This window comes from Pseudomonas sp. AN-B15, from assembly GCF_019056475.1.
Lineage (GTDB): Bacteria > Pseudomonadota > Gammaproteobacteria > Pseudomonadales > Pseudomonadaceae > Aquipseudomonas > Aquipseudomonas parakoreensis.
The window spans coordinates 491,274-509,218 of sequence record NZ_CP049737.1; the positions used below are offsets into that span (position 1 = coordinate 491,274).

General features: G+C 63.3%; 18 protein-coding genes. 1 reads left to right on the forward strand and 17 read right to left on the reverse strand.

The genetic code is table 11. The features are described 5' to 3' along the window. Positions 1-108: 108 nt before the first annotated feature. Entirely contained in the window at positions 109-1,380 is a 1,272-nt protein-coding gene (locus GTQ41_RS02195) for an MFS transporter (protein WP_047290898.1), read from the reverse strand. Between the two features lie 118 nt (positions 1,381-1,498). Between GTQ41_RS02195 and GTQ41_RS02200 the strand changes: the two genes are divergently transcribed. Next, positions 1,499-2,401 (forward strand): LysR family transcriptional regulator, encoded by a 903-nt coding sequence (locus tag GTQ41_RS02200; protein ID WP_095667742.1) that lies wholly within the window; start codon positions 1,499-1,501, stop codon positions 2,399-2,401. Positions 2,402-2,505: 104 nt separating this feature from the next. Here the strand turns inward: GTQ41_RS02200 and GTQ41_RS02205 are convergent, their stop codons facing one another. From GTQ41_RS02205 to GTQ41_RS02280, 16 genes are all read right to left on the reverse strand, one after another. Continuing rightward, positions 2,506-2,943, reverse strand: coding sequence for a hypothetical protein (locus GTQ41_RS02205; RefSeq protein ID WP_003220915.1), 438 nt, complete (start codon positions 2,941-2,943; stop codon positions 2,506-2,508). Between the two features lie 272 nt (positions 2,944-3,215). Next, a complete protein-coding gene (locus GTQ41_RS02210; RefSeq protein WP_041074895.1) occupies positions 3,216-4,025 on the reverse strand; it encodes a hypothetical protein in 810 nt (269 codons plus the stop codon). Between the two features lie 25 nt (positions 4,026-4,050). Next, positions 4,051-5,277: a beta-ketoacyl-ACP synthase gene (locus tag GTQ41_RS02215; RefSeq protein WP_047290901.1), complete on the reverse strand. Its 1,227-nt coding sequence runs from the start codon at positions 5,275-5,277 to the stop codon at positions 4,051-4,053. Further along, entirely contained in the window at positions 5,277-6,005 is a 729-nt protein-coding gene (fabG, locus tag GTQ41_RS02220) for a 3-oxoacyl-ACP reductase FabG (protein WP_047290902.1), read from the reverse strand. Before fabG ends, GTQ41_RS02215 begins: the two co-directional genes overlap by 1 nt. After that, positions 5,998-6,462, reverse strand: a complete 465-nt coding sequence (locus tag GTQ41_RS02225) for a hotdog family protein (protein WP_047290903.1) — start codon at positions 6,460-6,462, stop codon at positions 5,998-6,000. Before GTQ41_RS02225 ends, fabG begins: the two co-directional genes overlap by 8 nt. Beyond that, on the reverse strand, positions 6,459-7,655 hold the full coding sequence (locus tag GTQ41_RS02230) for a beta-ketoacyl-[acyl-carrier-protein] synthase family protein (RefSeq protein WP_047290904.1): 1,197 nt from the start codon (positions 7,653-7,655) through the stop codon (positions 6,459-6,461). The genes GTQ41_RS02225 and GTQ41_RS02230 overlap by 4 nt, the downstream gene beginning before the upstream one ends. Beyond that, positions 7,652-8,260: a hypothetical protein gene (locus tag GTQ41_RS02235; RefSeq protein ID WP_196302411.1), complete on the reverse strand. Its 609-nt coding sequence runs from the start codon at positions 8,258-8,260 to the stop codon at positions 7,652-7,654. The genes GTQ41_RS02230 and GTQ41_RS02235 overlap by 4 nt, the downstream gene beginning before the upstream one ends. Further along, positions 8,260-8,985: a class I SAM-dependent methyltransferase gene (locus GTQ41_RS02240; RefSeq protein ID WP_047290905.1), complete on the reverse strand. Its 726-nt coding sequence runs from the start codon at positions 8,983-8,985 to the stop codon at positions 8,260-8,262. The genes GTQ41_RS02235 and GTQ41_RS02240 overlap by 1 nt, the downstream gene beginning before the upstream one ends. After that, positions 8,982-10,229: an NAD(P)/FAD-dependent oxidoreductase gene (locus tag GTQ41_RS02245; RefSeq protein WP_047290906.1), complete on the reverse strand. Its 1,248-nt coding sequence runs from the start codon at positions 10,227-10,229 to the stop codon at positions 8,982-8,984. Before GTQ41_RS02245 ends, GTQ41_RS02240 begins: the two co-directional genes overlap by 4 nt. Next, complete coding sequence (locus GTQ41_RS02250) at positions 10,216-11,379, reverse strand: hypothetical protein (RefSeq protein WP_047290907.1); 1,164 nt, start codon at positions 11,377-11,379, stop codon at positions 10,216-10,218. The genes GTQ41_RS02245 and GTQ41_RS02250 overlap by 14 nt, the downstream gene beginning before the upstream one ends. After that, positions 11,376-13,715, reverse strand: a complete 2,340-nt coding sequence (locus tag GTQ41_RS02255; RefSeq protein ID WP_047290908.1) for an MMPL family transporter — start codon at positions 13,713-13,715, stop codon at positions 11,376-11,378. Before GTQ41_RS02255 ends, GTQ41_RS02250 begins: the two co-directional genes overlap by 4 nt. After that, entirely contained in the window at positions 13,699-14,301 is a 603-nt protein-coding gene (locus GTQ41_RS02260) for an outer membrane lipoprotein carrier protein LolA (RefSeq protein WP_047290909.1), read from the reverse strand. The genes GTQ41_RS02255 and GTQ41_RS02260 overlap by 17 nt, the downstream gene beginning before the upstream one ends. Further along, the gene (locus GTQ41_RS02265; RefSeq protein WP_047290910.1) at positions 14,298-14,723 is read right to left on the reverse strand and encodes a thioesterase family protein; all 426 of its coding nucleotides are present in this window, start codon (positions 14,721-14,723) and stop codon (positions 14,298-14,300) included. The genes GTQ41_RS02260 and GTQ41_RS02265 overlap by 4 nt, the downstream gene beginning before the upstream one ends. Further along, positions 14,716-16,260 carry a histidine ammonia-lyase gene (hutH, locus tag GTQ41_RS02270; protein ID WP_047290911.1) on the reverse strand — a complete coding sequence of 515 codons (1,545 nt, stop codon included), beginning with the start codon at positions 16,258-16,260 and terminating at the stop codon, positions 14,716-14,718. The genes GTQ41_RS02265 and hutH overlap by 8 nt, the downstream gene beginning before the upstream one ends. Beyond that, positions 16,241-17,188, reverse strand: a complete 948-nt coding sequence (locus tag GTQ41_RS02275) for a glycosyl transferase (protein WP_047290912.1) — start codon at positions 17,186-17,188, stop codon at positions 16,241-16,243. Before GTQ41_RS02275 ends, hutH begins: the two co-directional genes overlap by 20 nt. Continuing rightward, entirely contained in the window at positions 17,185-17,919 is a 735-nt protein-coding gene (locus GTQ41_RS02280) for a glycosyltransferase family 2 protein (RefSeq protein WP_047290913.1), read from the reverse strand. Before GTQ41_RS02280 ends, GTQ41_RS02275 begins: the two co-directional genes overlap by 4 nt. Positions 17,920-17,945: the final 26 nt, after the last annotated feature.

Below are 17,945 nucleotides of genomic sequence, written 5' to 3' on the forward strand. Positions count from 1 at the left end.
AATGCCGGGCGTTTTTGTACAAGATCAAAGGATCGCAGCCTGCGGCAGCTCCTACATTGGGATTCGCGTTTCCCTGTAGGAGCTGCCGCAGGCTGCGATCTTTTGCTTTTAAGCTTTCACACCACCAAGTGGCGGCAACTTCGCCAGTTTCAACGCCACCAGCAGTGCCACCAGCAACAGCGCACCAATAAACAGGCCGATGCCATTCCAGCCGCCCAAATGCCAGAACACCCCACCCGCCGTCCCGGCAATGCTGGAGCCTGCGTAATAACTGAACAGGTACAACGACGACGCCTGGCCCTTGGCCTTGGTCGCGCGCCGGCCGATCCAGCTGCTCGCCACCGAGTGCGCGCCGAAGAAGCCGAACGTGAAGATCAGCATGCCGATGATCACCAACAACAGCGGTGTGAACATCGTGAGCGCAAGGCCGGCGAACATCAGTGCGATGGTTGCCCACAGCACTTTACGGCGCCCCAGTTTGTCCGCCAGCGAACCGATTTTGGCCGAACTGTAGATGCCCGACAGGTACACCACCGACAGCAAGCCGACGAACACCTGATCGAGGTTGTACGGCGCCGTCAGCAGGCGATAGCCGATGTAGTTGAACAGAGTGACGAACGCGCCCATCAGCACAAAGGCTTCAAGAAACAGCAGCGGCAGGCCGGCATCGCGAAAGTGCATGGTGAAGCCGTCGAGCAGGCTGCGTGGGTGCAGCGAGCGTGAGCGGAAGTTGCGCGATTCGGGGAGGATCTTCCAGAACACCGCTGCCGCGACCAACGCCAGGCCGCCGATCACCAGCATCGCCGTGTGCCAGTTGACGAAGTCGATCAACACCCCGGTAATCAAGCGTCCGCTCATCCCGCCAATCGCGTTGCCGCCGATGTACAGGCCCATCGCCAGGCCGATGTGCTGCGGGTGGATCTCTTCGCTCAGATAGGTCATCGCCACCGCCGCCAGGCCGCTCAGCGACAGCCCGATCAGCGCACGCATGATCAGCACGCCGTGCCAGCTCGGCATCATCGAACTGGCGATCGTGCACAACGCGGCGGCGAACAGTGCCGCGACCATCACCGGTTTGCGCCCGACGCGGTCGGAGATCGGCCCGGTGATCAGCAGACCGAAGGCCAGCATGCCGGTCGCCACCGACAGAATCAGGCTGCTCTGCGCCGCGTTGATTCCATACTCGTGGGACAGCAGCGGCATCATCGGCTGCACGCAATACAGCAAAGCGAAGGTCGCGAAGCCGCCACTGAACAGCGCGAGCACTGTGCGCATGAACATCGGCGTGCCTTTTTCGATGTAGATCTCCTGCAGCTCGGCGATCACATCGTCCGCCGCGGCAGGCGGAACTTCATGGGCAAGAGGGGCGGCGGTTTTCACATCAGACCTCGGAGGGCACGGCCAGGCAGGCAATGAAAAAATCATATAGCTGGCTAATGTTTCTATCCAATATATTGTTCGACCTGTTTGATAGCTTTAACGACCTAATGGGGTGTCCATGGAATTGCGTCATCTGCGCTACTTCATCGCCGTCGCCGAAGAACTGCATTTCGGCCGCGCCGCACAGGTGCTGGGGATCTCTCAGCCACCGCTGAGCCAGCAGATTCAGGCGCTGGAGCAAGAGGTCGGCGCGCGGTTGTTCGAACGCACCAATCGTCGGGTCGAGTTGAGCGAGGCCGGCCGATTGTTTCTGGAGGAGGCGCGGCTGGTGCTGGCGCAGGTCGACAAAGCGGCGGACGTCGCCCGGCGTGCGCAACTCGGTGAACTGGGCGAATTGAAAATTGGCTTCACCTCGTCAGCGCCGTTCAACTCGACCATTCCCCAAGCGATTTTTTCCTTTCGTCAGCGTTTCCCGGCAGTGCACCTGAACCTGCGGGAGATGAGCAGCACCATGGTCGCGGACGCGCTGGTGGATGAATCGATCGAAGTCGGCATCATGCGTCCGCTGGGTTTGCCGGATTCGCTGAGCGTGGTTGAGCTGATGCGCGAGCCCTTGGTGGCGGTGCTCAGCTCCAAGCATCCGCTGGCCCAAGGCAGTGAAGAGGGGCTGTTTCTCTCGGCGCTGGCGCTGGAGCCGTTCGTGTTCTTTCCGCGCAGCTACGGCAGCGGGCTGTATGCGCAACTGCTCAGTCTGGCCCGCGATGCCGGGTTCAGCCCGCATTTTGCCCAGGAGGCCGGTGAGGCGATGACCATCATCGGATTGGTCGCAGCGGGGCTTGGGGTTTCGGTATTGCCGGCGTCCTACCAGCGGATGCGCATCGACGGCGTGGTCTATCGACCGCTGCTCGATCCGGAGGCGGTGTCGGCGGTGTGGCTGGTTCAGCGCAAGGATCAGAAATCGCCGATGGCCAAGGCGTTTGTCGAACTGCTGACGCGTAAAGTCGAACCTTCAAACGCTTGATTGCTGCGCAATAAAATCGCGAGCAGGCTCGCTCCCCCAGGGCAACGCATTGCAAGGTGGGAGCGAGCCTGCTCGCGAAGACGCTCGCCCGAACACCGCATATTTCAGGGCAACCGCACCAGATCCCCCTTCAACGCCACCCGCGTCACAAACACCCCGGCCCGACACTCATAGGTATTCAAATCCTTGCGCACATGCTGGTCGTAATAGCTGACGATATTGACCACCGCATTCGCCCCGACCCGCTTGGCGTCGGCCTGCAACTTGATCAGGTTCGACTGCAGCACCCACTCGCAGGAATCGTGATCGCTCTTGTTGAAGCCGTTGGTGCGCAAATCACTGACCACATCCCGGCGCAACAACTGCTGCGTGCCCTGCGGCCCGTTGCCGATCAGATAAAACTTCACACTGCCATCCAGCCGTCCGGCGCGAATCGCATCCGAAAGCACGGTTTCGAACGGCATGTACATCAGGTTGGTGGCGTGGCTGGCGCTGGGCAATAGCCCGAGGAGCGTGGCGGCGATCAGAGCTTTCACTTGCATGGTCATCTCCTTGACGGTGAAAGAGAACCGCGAGTGCTTGATCGATGGGGGCTCGCCGTTCCGGCAGGCGTTGAATGAGGGCCTGTTGAGCGAGTGTAGATGCAGAAATGGAGACAACACCTTGTGGCGAGGGGATTTATTCCCGATCGGCGGCGCAGCCGTCGTAAAACCAGTGAACTCGGTATGCCTGATGCTCCGGGTTCTCAGGTTTCGGGGCCGCTACGCGACCCATCGGGGATGAATCCCCTCGCCACAGGATTGGATTCACTCAGTCAATCAACGTGCGCCAGATCCCCACGCAACGCTACGCTCGACACCACCAGGCCGGCGCGGCACTGGAATTTTTCGGTGTCCTTGTACAGGTCGCGCTGGTCGACGCTGGCGATGTTGATCACCGCGTTGGCGTCGGCTTTTTTCGCGGCGTTCTGCAGGGTGGCGAGGGCTGATTGCAGGGCCCAGAAGCAGGCGTCAGTGTCGGATTTGTTCGAGCCGTTGGTTTTGCGGCTGCTGCTCACGGTGTCGAGTTTGCGCACCTGTTTTGGCAGGGTTTCGCCGGCCAGGTAGAACTTCACGCTGCCGTCGAGCAGGCCGGCGTCGGTGGCGCGTTTGACGCCCTCGCGAAAGCTCAGGTAGGTCGGCTCGTCGGCGCCTTGCTTGACGATGCCCAGGTCGTTGACGAACTCGATGTCCGGGTTGATCGACAGTTCCTTGAGCACGTTGTCGCGCAGGCGGTTGACCCAGCGGTTGTAGTTGCCGTGGATCTTGCCGTCCTTGGCGTCGAGGCCGTAGCTGCTGCGGTAGTCGATTTCAAACGAGGTCGGGCTGAACGGGATGTCGACCTCGGCGTGGTGGCGGCCGCGTACCGTGATCGCCGCTTTGATCATGCCCGGGCGAACCGACTGTACCACCCACTGGCGGTCGTTGAGCGCGGTGACGATGGCGCGGCTCATCTGCGCCTGGGTGAAACCGAGGTTGGGCGAAAATTCTTCCTTGGCGTTGTAAACCGGTTTGCTGGTGCAGCCGCCGAGCACCAAGGCCAAGGCCAGGGCCAGCAGGGCGGCGATGCGGTGAAACTGAGTCATTCCCTTCACTCCAAACGTGTTGCGGTCAGTGCCAGCGGCGGAAAATCAACGAGGTGTTGACGCCACCAAAAGCGAAATTGTTGTTCATCACGTAGTTGTGACGCATCTGGCGGAATTCGCCGCGCAGGTAATCGAGCTTGCCGCAGTGCGGATCGACTTCGTCGAGGTTGAGCGTGTGCACATACAGGTCGCGATTGAGCATTTCGATGCTGAACCACGACTCCAGCGCGCCGCAGGCCCCCAGCGTGTGGCCGAGGAAACTCTTCTGCGAGCTGATCGGCATGTGTTCGCCGAACAGGCTGCTGGTCGCCAGTGTTTCGGCAATGTCGCCCTGTTCTGTAGCGGTGCCGTGACCATTAACGTAACCGATGGCGTCCGGCGTCAGCCCGGCGTCTTCCAGCGCCAGCTCCATGGCGCGGCGCATGGTGACCTGTTCCGGGCGCGTGGTGTGCTGGCCGTCGGCGTTGCTGCCGAAGCCGACGATCTCGGCGTGGATCCGCGCACCCCGAGCGAGCGCATGCTCCAGCTCTTCGAGCACCAGCATGCCGCCGCCTTCGCCGATCACCAGACCGTCGCGGCCCTTGTCGTACGGACGCGGGCTGGTCTGTGGCGCATCGTTTTTCAGGCTGGTGGCGTAGAGCGCGTCGAAGACCATCGCTTCGGTCGGGCACAGCTCTTCGGCGCCGCCGGCGAGCATCAGCGGCAGCCGTCCGAACTTGATCGCTTCATACGCGTAGCCAATGCCCTGACTGCCGCTGGTGCAGGCGCTGGACGTCGGGATCAGGCGCCCGGTGAGGCCGAAGAAGATGCTGATGTTGGCCGCGGTGGTGTGCGGCATCATCCGCACGTAGGAGTTGGCGTTGAGGCCTTCGGCCACCGAATTGAGCAGCATGTTGCCGAAGGCCTTGATCTCGTCGGTGCTGCCGGTGGACGAACCGCAGGCCACGCCCATGCGCCCGTCCTTGATCGATTCATCGCCGAGCAGGCCGGCGTCGGCCAGTGCCTGTTCTGCCGCGCCTACGGCCAGCCGCGAGACCCGGCCCATGCTGCGCAGTTGCTTGCGGGTCCAGTGCGCCGGGACGAGAAAATCATCGATCGGCCCGGCCAGACGGGTGTTGAGTTCGCTGAACCTGTCCCACTCGTGCATGCGGCGAATGCCGCTGCGGTTGGCCGCGAAGTTGCCGGCGATGGTCTGCCAGTCGCTGCCAAGCGAAGTGATGCCGGCCATGCCGGTGACGACGACGCGCTTCATCAGCACAGGCCTCCGTTGACCGCCAGGACCTGACGGGTGATGTACGAGGCTTCCGCCGACATCAGGAAATTCACCGCAGCGGCGACCTCTTGCGGGGTGCCCATGCGTTGTGCGGGGATCATTTTCATCAGTTCTTCCACCGGCACGTTTTCATCCAGCATCGCTGTGTCGATCAGGCCCGGTGCGACGCAGTTAACGGTGATTTTGCGCTTGCCCAGTTCGATCGCCAACGCCTTCGCGGCGCCGATCACTCCGGCCTTGGAGGCGCTGTAGTTGACCTGGCCACGGTTGCCGATCAAACCCGACACCGAGGTGATGCAGACGATCCGACCAGCGGCGCGACGACGGATCATCGGCATCATCACCGGGTGCAGGACGTTGTAGAAACCGTCGAGGTTGGTGCGCAGCACCACGTCCCAATCGTCATCGCTCAACGCCGGAAAAGCGCCATCGCGGGTCAGGCCGGCGTTAAGCACCACGCCGTAATAAGCGCCGTGGGTTTCGACGTCAGCTTCAAGGATGGTTTTGCAGGCTTCGCGGTCGGCGACGTCGAATTGCAGGATGCGTGCGTGACGGCCCAGCGCTTCGATCTCGGCCTGCACCGCTTGCGCTTCGGCAACGCCGCTGCGGCAATGCAGGACGATGTCGTGCCCGGCCTGCGCCAGACGCAAGGCAATGGCGCGGCCGATACCACGGCTGGAGCCGGTGACCAATACGGATTCAGTCATCGTTCGACTCCCTGGTTTGTTCAAGATATTGGCTGGGCTGCGGCGGGCGGAACACGTTCAAACGTGCGCTGGCCTCAATGCCGGGGGCGTTGATATGGCATTCGAAAACACCCATGCCGTTGTCGTCTTCCAGCGAACGGATGCCGTGGATGGTCAGTTCGCTGCCGGCCGGAAACGCTTCGACGTTGCACTCGAATTTACGTGTCCCGAGAAGGAAACCCAGCGCGACCGGGTTGCCCTTCTGCCGTGCGTGGCAACCGGCGAAGGCGGCTACGCTTTGCGCCATCAACTCGATGCCGACCCACGCCGGCAGGCTGCCGTCTGGCAGGTTGAACAAGCCGTCGGGCTTGACGGTGAGGCCGGTGTGGATCTGCTCTTCGTCGAAGCTGAGGATGCGGTCGATCAGGATCATGTCGCCAGCGTGGGGCAGCAGTTCGGCGAGCGGCCAGTCATTCATGGAGCGTCTCCGATAATCAGGCTGACGTTGTTGCCGCCGAAGGCAAACGAGTTGCTCATCAGGTAGCGGGGTGCAATGGACGACAGGCGTTCGCTCGCGGTCACCCACTTCAGCGCCGGCAAGTCAGGGTCGGGCTGGGCGTCCCAGACGTGGGGCGGCAAGGCTTGTTGCGGGTTGTCGGCGCTCAGGCTCAGCCAGCAGAACGCTGCTTCCAGCGCACCGGCCGCGCCGAGGGTGTGACCGGTCATCGGCTTGGTCGACGAGCAGGCCACGCCGTCGGGAAACAGTGTGGCGACTGCCAGACTTTCCATCGCATCGTTGTGCTGGGTCGCAGTGCCGTGCAGGTTCAGGTAGCTGATGTGCGCCGCTTGCAACTGTGCGCGGCTCAAGGCTTTCTGCATCGCTTGCAGGGCGCCGCGACCGCTCGGTTCCGGCGCGGAAATATGGTGCGCGTCGGAGCTGGCGCCGCTGCCGAGCAGGGCAATGGCCGGGCCGTCGCTGCGCTGCTGGCTCATCAGGAACAGCACTGCCGCTTCACCGATGTTGATGCCGTTGCGGTTGGCCGAGAACGGATTGCAGCGCTGGTCGGACACCGCTTCCAGCGCGCTGAAACCGTTGAGCGTCAGTTTGCACAGGCTGTCGACCCCGCCGCACAGCACCGCGTCGCACAGGCCCAGATCAAGCAGGCGCTGTGCGCTCATCAACGCCCGCGCACTGGACGTGCAGGCGGTGGAAATCACGTAGGCCGGGCCGCTGAGTTGCAGCCAATCGGCGAGAAAATTCGCCGGCGCGCCGAGTTCCTGTTGCCGATAGTCGTACTCGCCAGGGAACTGCTGCTCGCGAAGGTAGTGCGCCAGCCCGCGGCTGGCCTCGTCGATCCCCGAGGTGCTGGTGCCGAGCACCACGCCGATGCGCTCGCGACCATACGTCTGGATGGCCCGGTCGATGTCCTCGCGAATCTGCAGTGCGGCTTCCAGCAGCAGTTGATTGTTGCGGCTGCGCTGGTCGGCCAGTTCGGCCGGAATGGCCGCCAGCTCACCATGCACCGCCGCCACGGGCAATTCACGCTCGGCAACCCAGCCGGACTCGCGGCGCATGCCCGAGCAGTCACCGGCAAACAGGTTCTGCGCGACGTGTTGCTTGTCGCGGCCCAGCGCGCAGATCACGCCGAGGGCATTGAGGTAGGCAGTCATGGCGTCGGTTCACCGAGAGGAGAAACCCGATAGTGCGGGCCTTGGGGCAGATTCAATTGGAAACTCAACGGTTGTGCATAACGGATCGTCCAGCGCGCCGCCAGCGTGCGTTGCTCGCCCTGCTGCTGCGCAGTGGGGTAAGTGCGTGCCAGTTCGCCGGACGGGGTCAGGGCAAACAGCAGCGCGGCAAACAACTCCCGGGCTTCGGGATTGGGCGGCAGCAGCCCGTCGGCCTGCCAGCGCCCGTCGATCAGTTGCTGACGGGCCTGGGGAATGCCCAGCGGATCCATCATCGACCAGCGGATGTCGGGGCCTTCGCGCTGGATCACCAACAGCCAGTCCTGACGCTGATCGGCCTGTTGGCGTTCGATGTGCAGTTGCAGCGGTAACGGCAGCGTCGGGTCGCTCGCGGGCAGCGGGGCCTGGCTGGCGCAGGCACTCAGCAAAGCAAATGCCACCAAAATCAGCCATACCGCAAACCTTGTGGGAGCTGGCTTGCCAGCGATGGCGGCGGCACATCCAGCATTTTGGTTAACTGATACACCGCTATCGCTGGCAAGCCAGCTCCCACAGGGGTTTAGCTGTGCTGATCGAAAGTGGTACATCAGATGGATTCCTGCAATGGTTTGCGGGCGACAACGTTCACCAACGTTTCCTCACGCTCGCCAAACGGCTTGGGCCGGCGCAATCCGAACCGTTCCAGCAGTCCGAAATCCTTCGACCGGCTCCACCACAAATACGGGTACGAAACATTGCGCTCGCCAAACTCGAAACCCTGCTGGCGAATCATTTCCAGGTACTGCGCCGCGCTCTTTTGCACCTGCATCGGATGGCGGAACAGCCAGCGGATCACCCAAGTATCAATGTATGCCTCGGTGGACTCGGCGAACAGCAGATAACCACCCGGTTTGAGCACGCGGTAGAACTCGGCGAGGGCTTTTTCCTGTTCGACCAGGTGATGAAAGGTCTGGTGGCAGAACAGCAGGTCGACACTGGCATCGGCCGCGTTGAGCGTCGCGCAGTCGCTGCCGATCAGCTCGACGTCGAAGCCCTGCCGCGCCGCTTCTTCGGCGCTCAATTGCAGGCTGTGCGGGTCGGCGTCGACGCCGATCAGACGCTGTGGGGCGAAGGTCTGGCGCAGATGGCGGAACGATTTGCCCTGACCGCAACCAGCGTCCAGCAGCACCGGATTGGCTGGCAGCGACTCGCTGAACAACCCGCGCAAGTCGTTGATCGCCACGCGCAACACATGGTGCTGCCAGGTGTGGCTGCGCAGGAACCAGAAACCGAAGCGGGTTTCCTCGACGTAGCTGTCGCTCAAGTAATTCATGGGGCGTCCTTTGCACAGAGTTCGGAAATCATCTTCAACCGGCGACGCGCTTCGCTGACGAACGGGTTGCGTTCATCCCAGGCGTAACCGGCGAGGATCGAGCAGATCATCCGGCGGATGTCTGCCTGGCTGTCTTGATAAAAAATCACGTCCTGGAAGGTACCGGCGTACCAGCCCTCGACATAGCAGCGGAAGGTGTCGACCCCACGTTTGAGCGGCTCGGCGAACTCGCGCTGCCAATCGACGATTTCCCCCTGCAACTGCCGGTGCAGGACAGCGGCGGCCATGCTCGCCGAACGCATGGCGATGGTCACGCCGGAGGAGAACACCGGGTCGAGAAATTCCGCCGCGTTGCCGAGCAGGGCGAAGCCCGGGCCGTGCAGGGTTTTCACATTGGCCGCATAACCGCCGAGGGTGCGCGCCGGGGTGTCCCACACCGCGTTGTTCAATACAGCGGCGAGGCTCGGCGTTTCGCCGATGAAACCGCGCAGGCAGGCATCCAGATCGCTGTCGCGCCCCTTGAAGTGTTCGGCAGCAGCCACCACGCCCACCGAGCAGCGCCCGTTGCTGAACGGGATCGTCCAGAACCAGATGTCGCGGTACTCGGGATGAGTAGTGACGAGGATCTTCTCGCGGTCGAAGGCCGGGTTATCGATGTGATCTTCAACGTGGGTGAATACTGCCTGGCGCACCGGGAAATTCGACGGCGCTTCCAGATCAAGCAAACGCGACAGCACGCGCCCGTAACCGCTGGCGTCGAGCACAAAGTCCGCTTCGATGCGGTACTCGCTGCCGTCTTCGCGCAGCACGTCAAGCTGCGGTCTGGCCCGGTCGAAATCGACGCGGACGATGGCATCGCCGTAACGGAATTCGGCACCCTGCAATTCAGCCTGATCAGCCAGCAGCTTGTCGAAATCGGCGCGCTGCACCTGGAACGTGGTCGGCTTGCCCGCGGTGAAGGTGTCGCTGAAATCGAAGGCGCTGTAGCGCTCGCCCCAAGCGAAGGCGGCACCGGTCTTGCGCTGGAAGCCGGCGGCGTTGACAGCGTCGAGCATGCCGGCCTCTTCGACGAAATCCAGGCAATGGCTGAGCAGGCTTTCACCAATGGAAAACCTTGGGAAATGCTGGCGCTCGATCACCAGCACATCGTGGCCCTGGCGCTTGAGCAACGCGGCGGCGATGGCCCCGGACGGGCCCGCGCCAATGATCACGACCTGACGGGATTCCATTTCAACGATTGGCACGTGAGCTCCCGGGCGCAGTGGCGCTGGTTTTCATAGGCGCGCGGTGCAGGCCGATCAGGGCCGGCAACAGCGTCGCGATCAGGCCCATCAGCATCAGCGCGAAGTACAGCGCCGGGCTGATGAGCTGTTGTTGCAGCAACAGGTTGAGAAAGACGATTTCGCTCAGCCCGCGAATATTCAGCAACACGCTTTCGCGCCAGCGGCTGGCGCCTTCGAACGATGCACCGGCCCAGCCCAGCCCGAGCCAGTTGCCGAGCAGTTTACTGGCAATCGGCAACAGCAGCAGCGCCGCCCATTGCACCGCGCCGAGGCTGGCCAGGGCGCTGTGCACGTCGATCTGCACGATGCCGAAGGTCAGGATCAGCGGGATCGCGATCCACGTCTGCAAGCGGTTCATCCACCGCGCCGGCAATGGCAGCACCAATGGCACCTTCAGCAAGGCCATGCACAGCAGATAACCGATGCCGAAAATCAGCGCGTTGAGTTTGTAGTGCTCGGCCAACACCAGCAGCGCAAAGAAGCCGAGGCTGTAGGTCAGCGGACGACGCACGCGCAGCAGATGCAGCAGCACCGGAACGCAGGCCAAACCGAGTGGCAGCAACAAGCTGCTCAGATGCAGACTGCCTTGAGCAAGGCCGAACAGCGTCCAGCAGGTCAGGTCGATGAGAATTGCGGTCTGCACCAGGCGCCGGGTGGCGGCGGGCGGATAGTCGATGTGGCGCAGGTACAGGTACAGCACCGGGATCGCGGTGATCGCGAACACCAGACTGATCGCCAGCGAGTTCAGCCACGGTTGCGCCGGCAGCAGCCAGCAGGCGGCGGCCAGGCCGCAGGCGAACGGTACAACAAAACTCGGCACGGCGATTTTCACGCTCTGGCGATCCAGCCGCAGGTCGATCACATCACTGAGAATGTGCCCAAGCAGCAGCGCGAAACTCAGGCTGTAGAGGTCTTTCAGCCACCCCGGCGCAATCAGTTCGGCGCCGCTGAGCTGCCAGTCCGGTTCGATCCAGAAATACATCAGCAGCGGCAAACCGAAGCTGGCCAGCAGCAACTGGCTGACGATCGGGATCAGGCCGAAATGCCGACCGACACGGGTCGCCACGGCGAACAGCGCCAGGGCCATCAACCAGAAGCCGGCGACCGTCACGCTGCCGGCTCCGCGACGCTGGTGCTGTGGACGTGGCGTCCGGCCCACGGCGCCAGAATGAAGCTGAAGGCCAGACCGAGGCTCACTGCCAGGCCAAAATTGCTCACCGCCGGCGTACTGGAAACGGCCAGCAGACCGAACGACAGCCAGGTCGTCAGCGCCGCCAACAGGGTGCCCAGCAGACTCACTGCCGCACCGCCAACCTGTTCACGCATGAGGATCGCGTAATCGACACTGATCGCCGTCACCAGCAGCAGGCCGAACAGGCTGAACAGGGTCAGTGGCTGACCGAGCCAGCCGAGGCTGGCCAGGCTGCACAGCGCCGCCAGCAGCGGCAGGGCGACGATGCGCAACGCGCCGCCGAAGCCGAACGGCACGATCAGCACCAGCACGATCAACACGCAGGAGGCGAGTTTCAGTTCGGCGGCGCTGATCTGGGTCGCGGCGAATACATTGTTCAATTCACCGAGCCGATCGACCAGCATCACCCCCGGCAAGTCCAGCGCCTGCACCCGCAGCAGTGACGGATTGTTCAGGCCCTGCAGGCTGGTCATCGCCGCCACGCCGTCTTCGGTCGGGCCGAGCCACAGCGTGCGGTAAGGCTCGCCCAACGGCCCGGCCAGTGCTGCGTCGATGTCTTCGGCAGGCAGGTTCTGCAACTGCTGCAACTCGGTTTGCAACGCCGCGAGCGGTACGCCAAGGTCGAGCAACGGCTGCCAGTATTGAGGCAGTTTGCTCAGCGCTTCGCGCACTTGCTGTTGCTGGCTCGGCGGACTGAGCAGTTGGTCGAGGGCCAGATAGCCTTGCAGCTTGTCGAGGTTGACCAGTTGCTGCAGACGCTCGCTCAACGCGGCCTGACGCTCCAGCAATTCCTGCTGATTGGCGCCGCGCACGAGGAAGAACTGGCTGGTCGGCTGATAACCGGTGATGCGCGCGATGGTCTGGGCATCATCGGTCAGGTGTTGCGGCGCACCGACCCATTGGCGAATGTCGTTTTTGCTTTGCAGCTGCACCAGACCGCCAGCGCAGAAGGCGATCAGCAGCGCCAGCAGCACCGGGGTGCGCACGTATTCGAGCAGGTTTTCGCGCAGTTGCACCAAGCGCTCGGCCAGGCGCAGCGGCCATTGCGCCGGTTGCAGCTCAACGTTTTTCAGCAGGGCCGGCAGCAGGCACACCGCCGACAGGTAAGCACCGAGCAGGCCGGCAGCGGAGAACACCGCGATTTGCGTCAGCGCCGGGAAGGGCGTCCAGGCCAGTGCCAGATAACCGATGGCGCTGGTGATCAGGCTCAGCGTCAGCCCGGACAGGGTCAGGCGCAGCGCCGGCCAACTGCGCCACGGCTTGAGGCTCCAGCTTTTCGACAGATAGTGCAGCGGGTAATCCACCGCCACGCCGATCAGGCTGGAGCCGAGCACCAGCGTCATCACATGCATGTGGCCGAACACCGCGACGCAGGCCACCGCGCCGAACAGCATGCCCACCAGCACCGGCACGAACGCCAGCAGCACCCGCCAGCGGCGGAACGCCAACAGCAGCAACAGCAGAATACCGAGGGTGGCGCCGCCGCCGACCCAGGTCATTTCGCGGGTGGCTTGCTGCTGACCGTTGGCGGCGTACAGCAGACCACTGGCGGCCAACAGTTGTACATCGGATTTCGCTGCTTGCTCGCGACTGTGCTGCAGCAGATCGGCGACTTTCAGCGGCAGGTTCATGTCGAAGGCATTGCCGGTGGTACGCGCGCGCAGCAGCACCCAGCTCTTGCCGTCGGCATCGGCGACCAGTGCGCCGCTGCCGATGTCCAGTTGCACCGCTCCGTGTTTCGGCTGGCTGTTCTGGATGCGCCCGGTCAGGCCCAGCCAGTCGTCCTGGCTCGGTACCAACGTGAAACCGTTGAACGGGTCGAACAGCGCCTGCACCCGTTGTTGAATGAACGCATCGGGATGCTCGGTCAGCAGTTGCCGATCATCCGCCGAGAGCATCGCCAGCCGCCCTTGCAGCAGTTGCGTGCGCAGCGCCGGCAGATCCGCCTGCAGGTTCCACTGGACCTTTTCGAACAGACCGCTGGATTGCCATTGCTCGCCGAGGGTTTGCGCCATGGCCAGCGCTTGCTGGCGATCGGTGTGCCCGACCAGTACCAGCATTTCCCGATTGAGCGGTTCCTGCATGCGCTGTTCGGCGCGCAGTTCGAGGGCGTCAGGGTTGGTCCCGGGCACCAGCTCCATGAGGTTGGCCGACAGTGGCGCACCGTCGCGCCACTGCCACCCGGCCAGCGCGACAACCGCCAGCAGCAGGATCAGAAACAGCCACGGCAGCCTGCGCTCACTCGGCAAAGTCATGTTGCTCCGCTTCGCTCAACGGCTGGTTTGCAGTGCTGTCCTGCATGCGCAGCACGGTGCTGTCGCCCTGGGTTTCCAGCAGTTCGATGGTCTGTACCAGCTCGCCACCGTTGATATTGATCTGATTGAACACTTGCTTGAGCAGCAGCGAACGCGGGGTCAGGGTGAGCTTCCACTGCTGTGCGTCGCCGCTCAGGGCCAGTTCGAAATCCCGCTGCAAGCCGCTGCTGTCACCTTGCAGCACGGCGAGGAACAAACGGTTCTGTTCGGCACCGGCGCTCTTGTTCGGCAGCAACTGCCAAGCGTTGCCGTCACGACGGGCGATGCCGTTGGCGGTGATGCGGTAATCCTGTTGCAGCGGGGTCTTGAGCAGCCAGAGCAGACCGTGGTTTTTCGCCAGCACGAAGCTGCCCTTGCTGAGCAACGGCTGAGGCAGCGCGCGCAGGTGCTTTTCCTGAATGAACTGGCCGTGAATCACTTCCGGTTTCGCCAGTTGGTCGCTGAGCTGTTGCAGGTCGAAGGCGTTGGCCAGCGTCGACACGGCGAGCAGCGCCAGCGCGCCAAGGCCTTTGCAGAACAGGTTCATCGCAGCATCCTTTGCACCGCGTCGGTGAACACTTTGGGGGAGGCCAGTTGCATCTCGCGGCTGCTGATCTCGACCGCCACCTGCACCGAGCTGGCACGGGTCAGGCGCTCGCCGGTCTGCAGGTCGGTAATCAGATAATTGATCTTCAAGCGGTTCTCCCACTCCACCAGACTGGCGCGCACGTTCAGGCGCTGGCCGAACACCGCGCCGCGCACATAACGCAGTTGCAGGTCGATGATCGGCCACGCGTAACCGGACTCGGACATCTGCGTGTAGTTGTGGCCGATCTGGTCGAGCAGCGCGCAGCGCGCCACCTCCAGGTATTTGACGTAATGCCCGTGCCAGACCACGTGCATAGTGTCGACGTCAAAGAACGGCACGAGGATTTCCGTGTCGGCGTGCAGCACTCCGGCGCTACGCATGCAGCCTCCAGTGTTGCTCGGCGATACGTTGCAGGCACAGGCGCAATTCGCCTTCGAGTGCACGGTCTTCGATGACCGGCGGGAAGTCCTTGGCCAGCTCTTCGTGCATGGCGGCCAGCGAAGGTGGCAGCGCACGCGCGTCTTCATCACGACCGCGCAACCACACGCCTTGATTGGCCGCGAGCAACGTGGCGGCGGCGACCTGTTCGGTCAGCTCCAGCACGCGGATCGCGTCACGGGCGGCGATGGTGCCCATGCTCACCTTGTCCTGGTTGTGGCACTCGGTGGAGCGCGAGAACACGCTGGCCGGCATCGTGTTTTTCAGCGCTTCGGCAGTCCAGGCACTGGTGCCGATCTGCACGGCCTTGAAGCCGTGATTGATCATGGCGCGATCCGCCGGAGCACCGGACAGGTTGCTCGGCAATCCATGGTTGTAGCGCTCGTCCACCAGCAACGCGAGTTGTCGGTCGAGCAGATCGGCAACGTTAGCCACCAGATTTTTCAGGCTGTCCATGGCGAATGCGATGTGCCCGCCGTAGAAGTGCCCGCCGTGCAGCACGCGTTCGGCTTCGGCGTCGATGATCGGGTTGTCGTTGGCGCTGTTGAGCTCGGTTTCGATGAACGAACGCAGCCAGTTCAGACTGTCGGCCAGCACCCCGAGCACGTGTGGGGCGCAGCGCAGCGAGTAGCGATCCTGCAGGCGATGCAGCGGCGCGGTCGGCGCGTCGATCGCCAGATCCTTGCGCAGCCACGCGGCGACTTGCATCTGCCCCGGATGTGGCTTGGCGGCGAACAGACGCTCGTCGAAATGTTCCGGATTGCCTTGCAACGCGACCACGTTGAGCGCGGTGATGCGCGTGGCCAGTTGCAGCAGATAGTCAGCGCGGGCGAAGGCGAGGCAGGCCAGACCGGTCATCACTGCGGTGCCGTTCATCAACGCCAGCGCTTCTTTCGGGCGCAGCACCAGCGGCGTCCAGCCGAGTTCGCGATGCACGTCGGCAGCCTGGCGACGCTCGCCACGGAACCACACTTCACGCTCGCCGGACAGGGTCGCGGCGACGTAGGACAGCGGCGTCAGATCACCGCTGGCGCCGACCGAACCTTCTTCGGGGATCAGCGGCAGGATGTCGTGTTCAAGGAAGGCGTGCAGGCGCTCCAACAGTTCGATGCGCACCCCGGACACGCCGTGGCACAGCGACTGCAAGCGCGCTGCCAGCACGGCGCGGGTGGCCTGGGCGTCGAGCAGCTTGCCCAGCCCGCAACCGTGGAAAGTGTAGAGATGACGCGGCAATGCTTCGACGTGATGCAGCGGCACCGCGACCACGCAGGAATCGCCGTAACCGGTGGTCACGCCGTAGATCACGCCTTCCTTGTCCAGCAGCGAATCGAGGAACCGTGCGCCCTTGGCGATGCGCTCGCGGTAGGCTGCGTCGCTCTGCAACTGCACGGGCGCCCGACGGTTGGCCAGGGCCAGCACGTCTTCGATGCGCAAAGGGCGTTCGCCGAAGGTAACCGGCTCATGGGTTGGCGTCGTCATCGGTCTTCCAGAAAGGGTAAAAGTTGAACCATTGGTGCGGGGCTTGGAGGCAATAGTGACTCAGGCGCTGCGCATAACGGGTGGCCCACTGATGAATGACCTGCTCGCGCTCGCGGCGCGTCCACACCACGCTGTCGGCAAACGGTTCGAGGGTCAGGCGATAGTGGCCGTCCGGTTGTTTCAGGCACATCAGCAGGTTGACCGGGCATTTGAGCAAACCGGCCAGCAACCAAGGGCCTTGCGGAAACGCTGCCGGGTGGCCGAGAAAATCCACGGTGACGCTGCGCCCGCCGTGCAACGGCACGCGGTCGCCGGCAATCGCCAGCCATTCACCGCGCTCCAGGCGTTCGTGCAGTTTCAGCATGATCACCGGGTCCAGTTCGCTGACCTGAATCAGGCGCAGATTGGTCGCCCCGGCCTCGCCCAGCAAGCGGTTGAACTGTTCGGCGTGCTTGGTGTGCACCAACACGTTCATGGTGACCTTTTCGCCGATCTCGGCCAGGGCGCGGCACACTTCGAGGTTGCCCAGATGCGCGCCGACCAGCAGTTGCCCGCGACTGCCGCGCAGCTGATTGCGCAGCAGTGCCGGGTCGATGATTTCGATCTGCTCGATGCGCAGCTTGCCGTTCCACACGTCGAGCTTGTCGAGCAGCGAATCGGCGAACGCCATGAACTGGCGGAACACGCGCCAGTAGCTCGGGCGCAATTCGCCGCGGTTGCTCCAGTCAGCCAGCCGTTGCTGGTACTGCCAGGCACTGTTGCGCGCGGTACGGCCGAACAGGAAGAAGTACAGGACGATGCCGTACAGCAGCGGACTGAGCAGGCGTCGGCCAAGCACTTTGGCGGCGACTGCGGTGAATTTCATCAGCAGGAAGCTGCCGCGCTCTTCGCGGTCGGCCCAGTGCTTCTTGTCGGTTTCGACGCTCATGTGCGCCACCGGCGCCAGAGGATGACGGGCAGGCGCAGCAGCATGCCGAAGAACAGCCGGGTGTGCATGCTGGAAATCAGCGCGTTGTCGTGGAACAGGCGGAAGTGCGAGACGCCATCCAGCGGGTAATGCACGCTGGTCTGCAGCCAGCGCATCGGCTGGTTGCGCCACGCCAGGCGCACGAGGATGTCGGAGTCGAAATCCATGCGCTTGCCGACTCGTGCCGAGTCGATCAGCGCCAGCGTCGGGGCCAGCGGATAGACGCGAAAGCCACACATCGAATCGCGGATCTGCAGCGACAGCGTGTTGATCCAGACCATCACATGAGTCAGATAACGCGCGTACAAGCGGCCTTTGGGCACGCTCTCGTCGAACAGTGGATAACCGCAGATCATGGCGTCCGGGTGGGCGCGGGATTCCGCGATGAAACGCGCGACGTCGTGCAGGTCGTGCTGGCCATCGGCGTCCACTTGCAGGGCATGGGTGAAGCCCAGACGCGCCGCTTCGCGCAGGCCGGTCATCACCGCGCCGCCCTTGCCCTGATTGAGGGTCAGGCGCACCAGATGCACCTGATCACGCTCGGCCAGCGCATCCAGCACGCGCGCGCACGACGGGGTGCTGGCGTCGTCCACCAGAATGCACGACAGGTCCTGGGCGAGCAGCGCGTCGACCACGGTGCCGATCGCGGTTTCATGGTTGTAGACCGGAATCACGGCGCAAGGGTTATGCATTGAACACATCCCCACTGTGGCGAGGG

Excerpts from the sequence above, each read along its gene's own strand:
- GTQ41_RS02200 (WP_095667742.1), top strand. The coding sequence starts at position 1,499 with ATGGAATTGCGTCATCTGCGCTACTTCATCGCCGTCGCCGAAGAACTG.
- fabG (WP_047290902.1), bottom strand. The coding sequence starts at position 6,005 with ATGACTGAATCCGTATTGGTCACCGGCTCCAGCCGTGGTATCGGCCGC.
- GTQ41_RS02240 (WP_047290905.1), bottom strand. The coding sequence starts at position 8,985 with ATGAATTACTTGAGCGACAGCTACGTCGAGGAAACCCGCTTCGGTTTC.
- GTQ41_RS02210 (WP_041074895.1), bottom strand. The coding sequence starts at position 4,025 with ATGACTCAGTTTCACCGCATCGCCGCCCTGCTGGCCCTGGCCTTGGCC.
- GTQ41_RS02275 (WP_047290912.1), bottom strand. The coding sequence starts at position 17,188 with ATGAGCGTCGAAACCGACAAGAAGCACTGGGCCGACCGCGAAGAGCGC.
- GTQ41_RS02215 (WP_047290901.1), bottom strand. The coding sequence starts at position 5,277 with ATGAAGCGCGTCGTCGTCACCGGCATGGCCGGCATCACTTCGCTTGGC.
- GTQ41_RS02280 (WP_047290913.1), bottom strand. The coding sequence starts at position 17,919 with ATGCATAACCCTTGCGCCGTGATTCCGGTCTACAACCATGAAACCGCG.
- GTQ41_RS02205 (WP_003220915.1), bottom strand. The coding sequence starts at position 2,943 with ATGCAAGTGAAAGCTCTGATCGCCGCCACGCTCCTCGGGCTATTGCCC.
- GTQ41_RS02230 (WP_047290904.1), bottom strand. The coding sequence starts at position 7,655 with ATGACTGCCTACCTCAATGCCCTCGGCGTGATCTGCGCGCTGGGCCGC.
- GTQ41_RS02260 (WP_047290909.1), bottom strand. The coding sequence starts at position 14,301 with ATGAACCTGTTCTGCAAAGGCCTTGGCGCGCTGGCGCTGCTCGCCGTG.
- GTQ41_RS02225 (WP_047290903.1), bottom strand. The coding sequence starts at position 6,462 with ATGAATGACTGGCCGCTCGCCGAACTGCTGCCCCACGCTGGCGACATG.
- hutH (WP_047290911.1), bottom strand. The coding sequence starts at position 16,260 with ATGACGACGCCAACCCATGAGCCGGTTACCTTCGGCGAACGCCCTTTG.
- GTQ41_RS02265 (WP_047290910.1), bottom strand. The coding sequence starts at position 14,723 with ATGCGTAGCGCCGGAGTGCTGCACGCCGACACGGAAATCCTCGTGCCG.
- GTQ41_RS02255 (WP_047290908.1), bottom strand. The coding sequence starts at position 13,715 with ATGACTTTGCCGAGTGAGCGCAGGCTGCCGTGGCTGTTTCTGATCCTG.
- GTQ41_RS02235 (WP_196302411.1), bottom strand. The coding sequence starts at position 8,260 with ATGTACCACTTTCGATCAGCACAGCTAAACCCCTGTGGGAGCTGGCTT.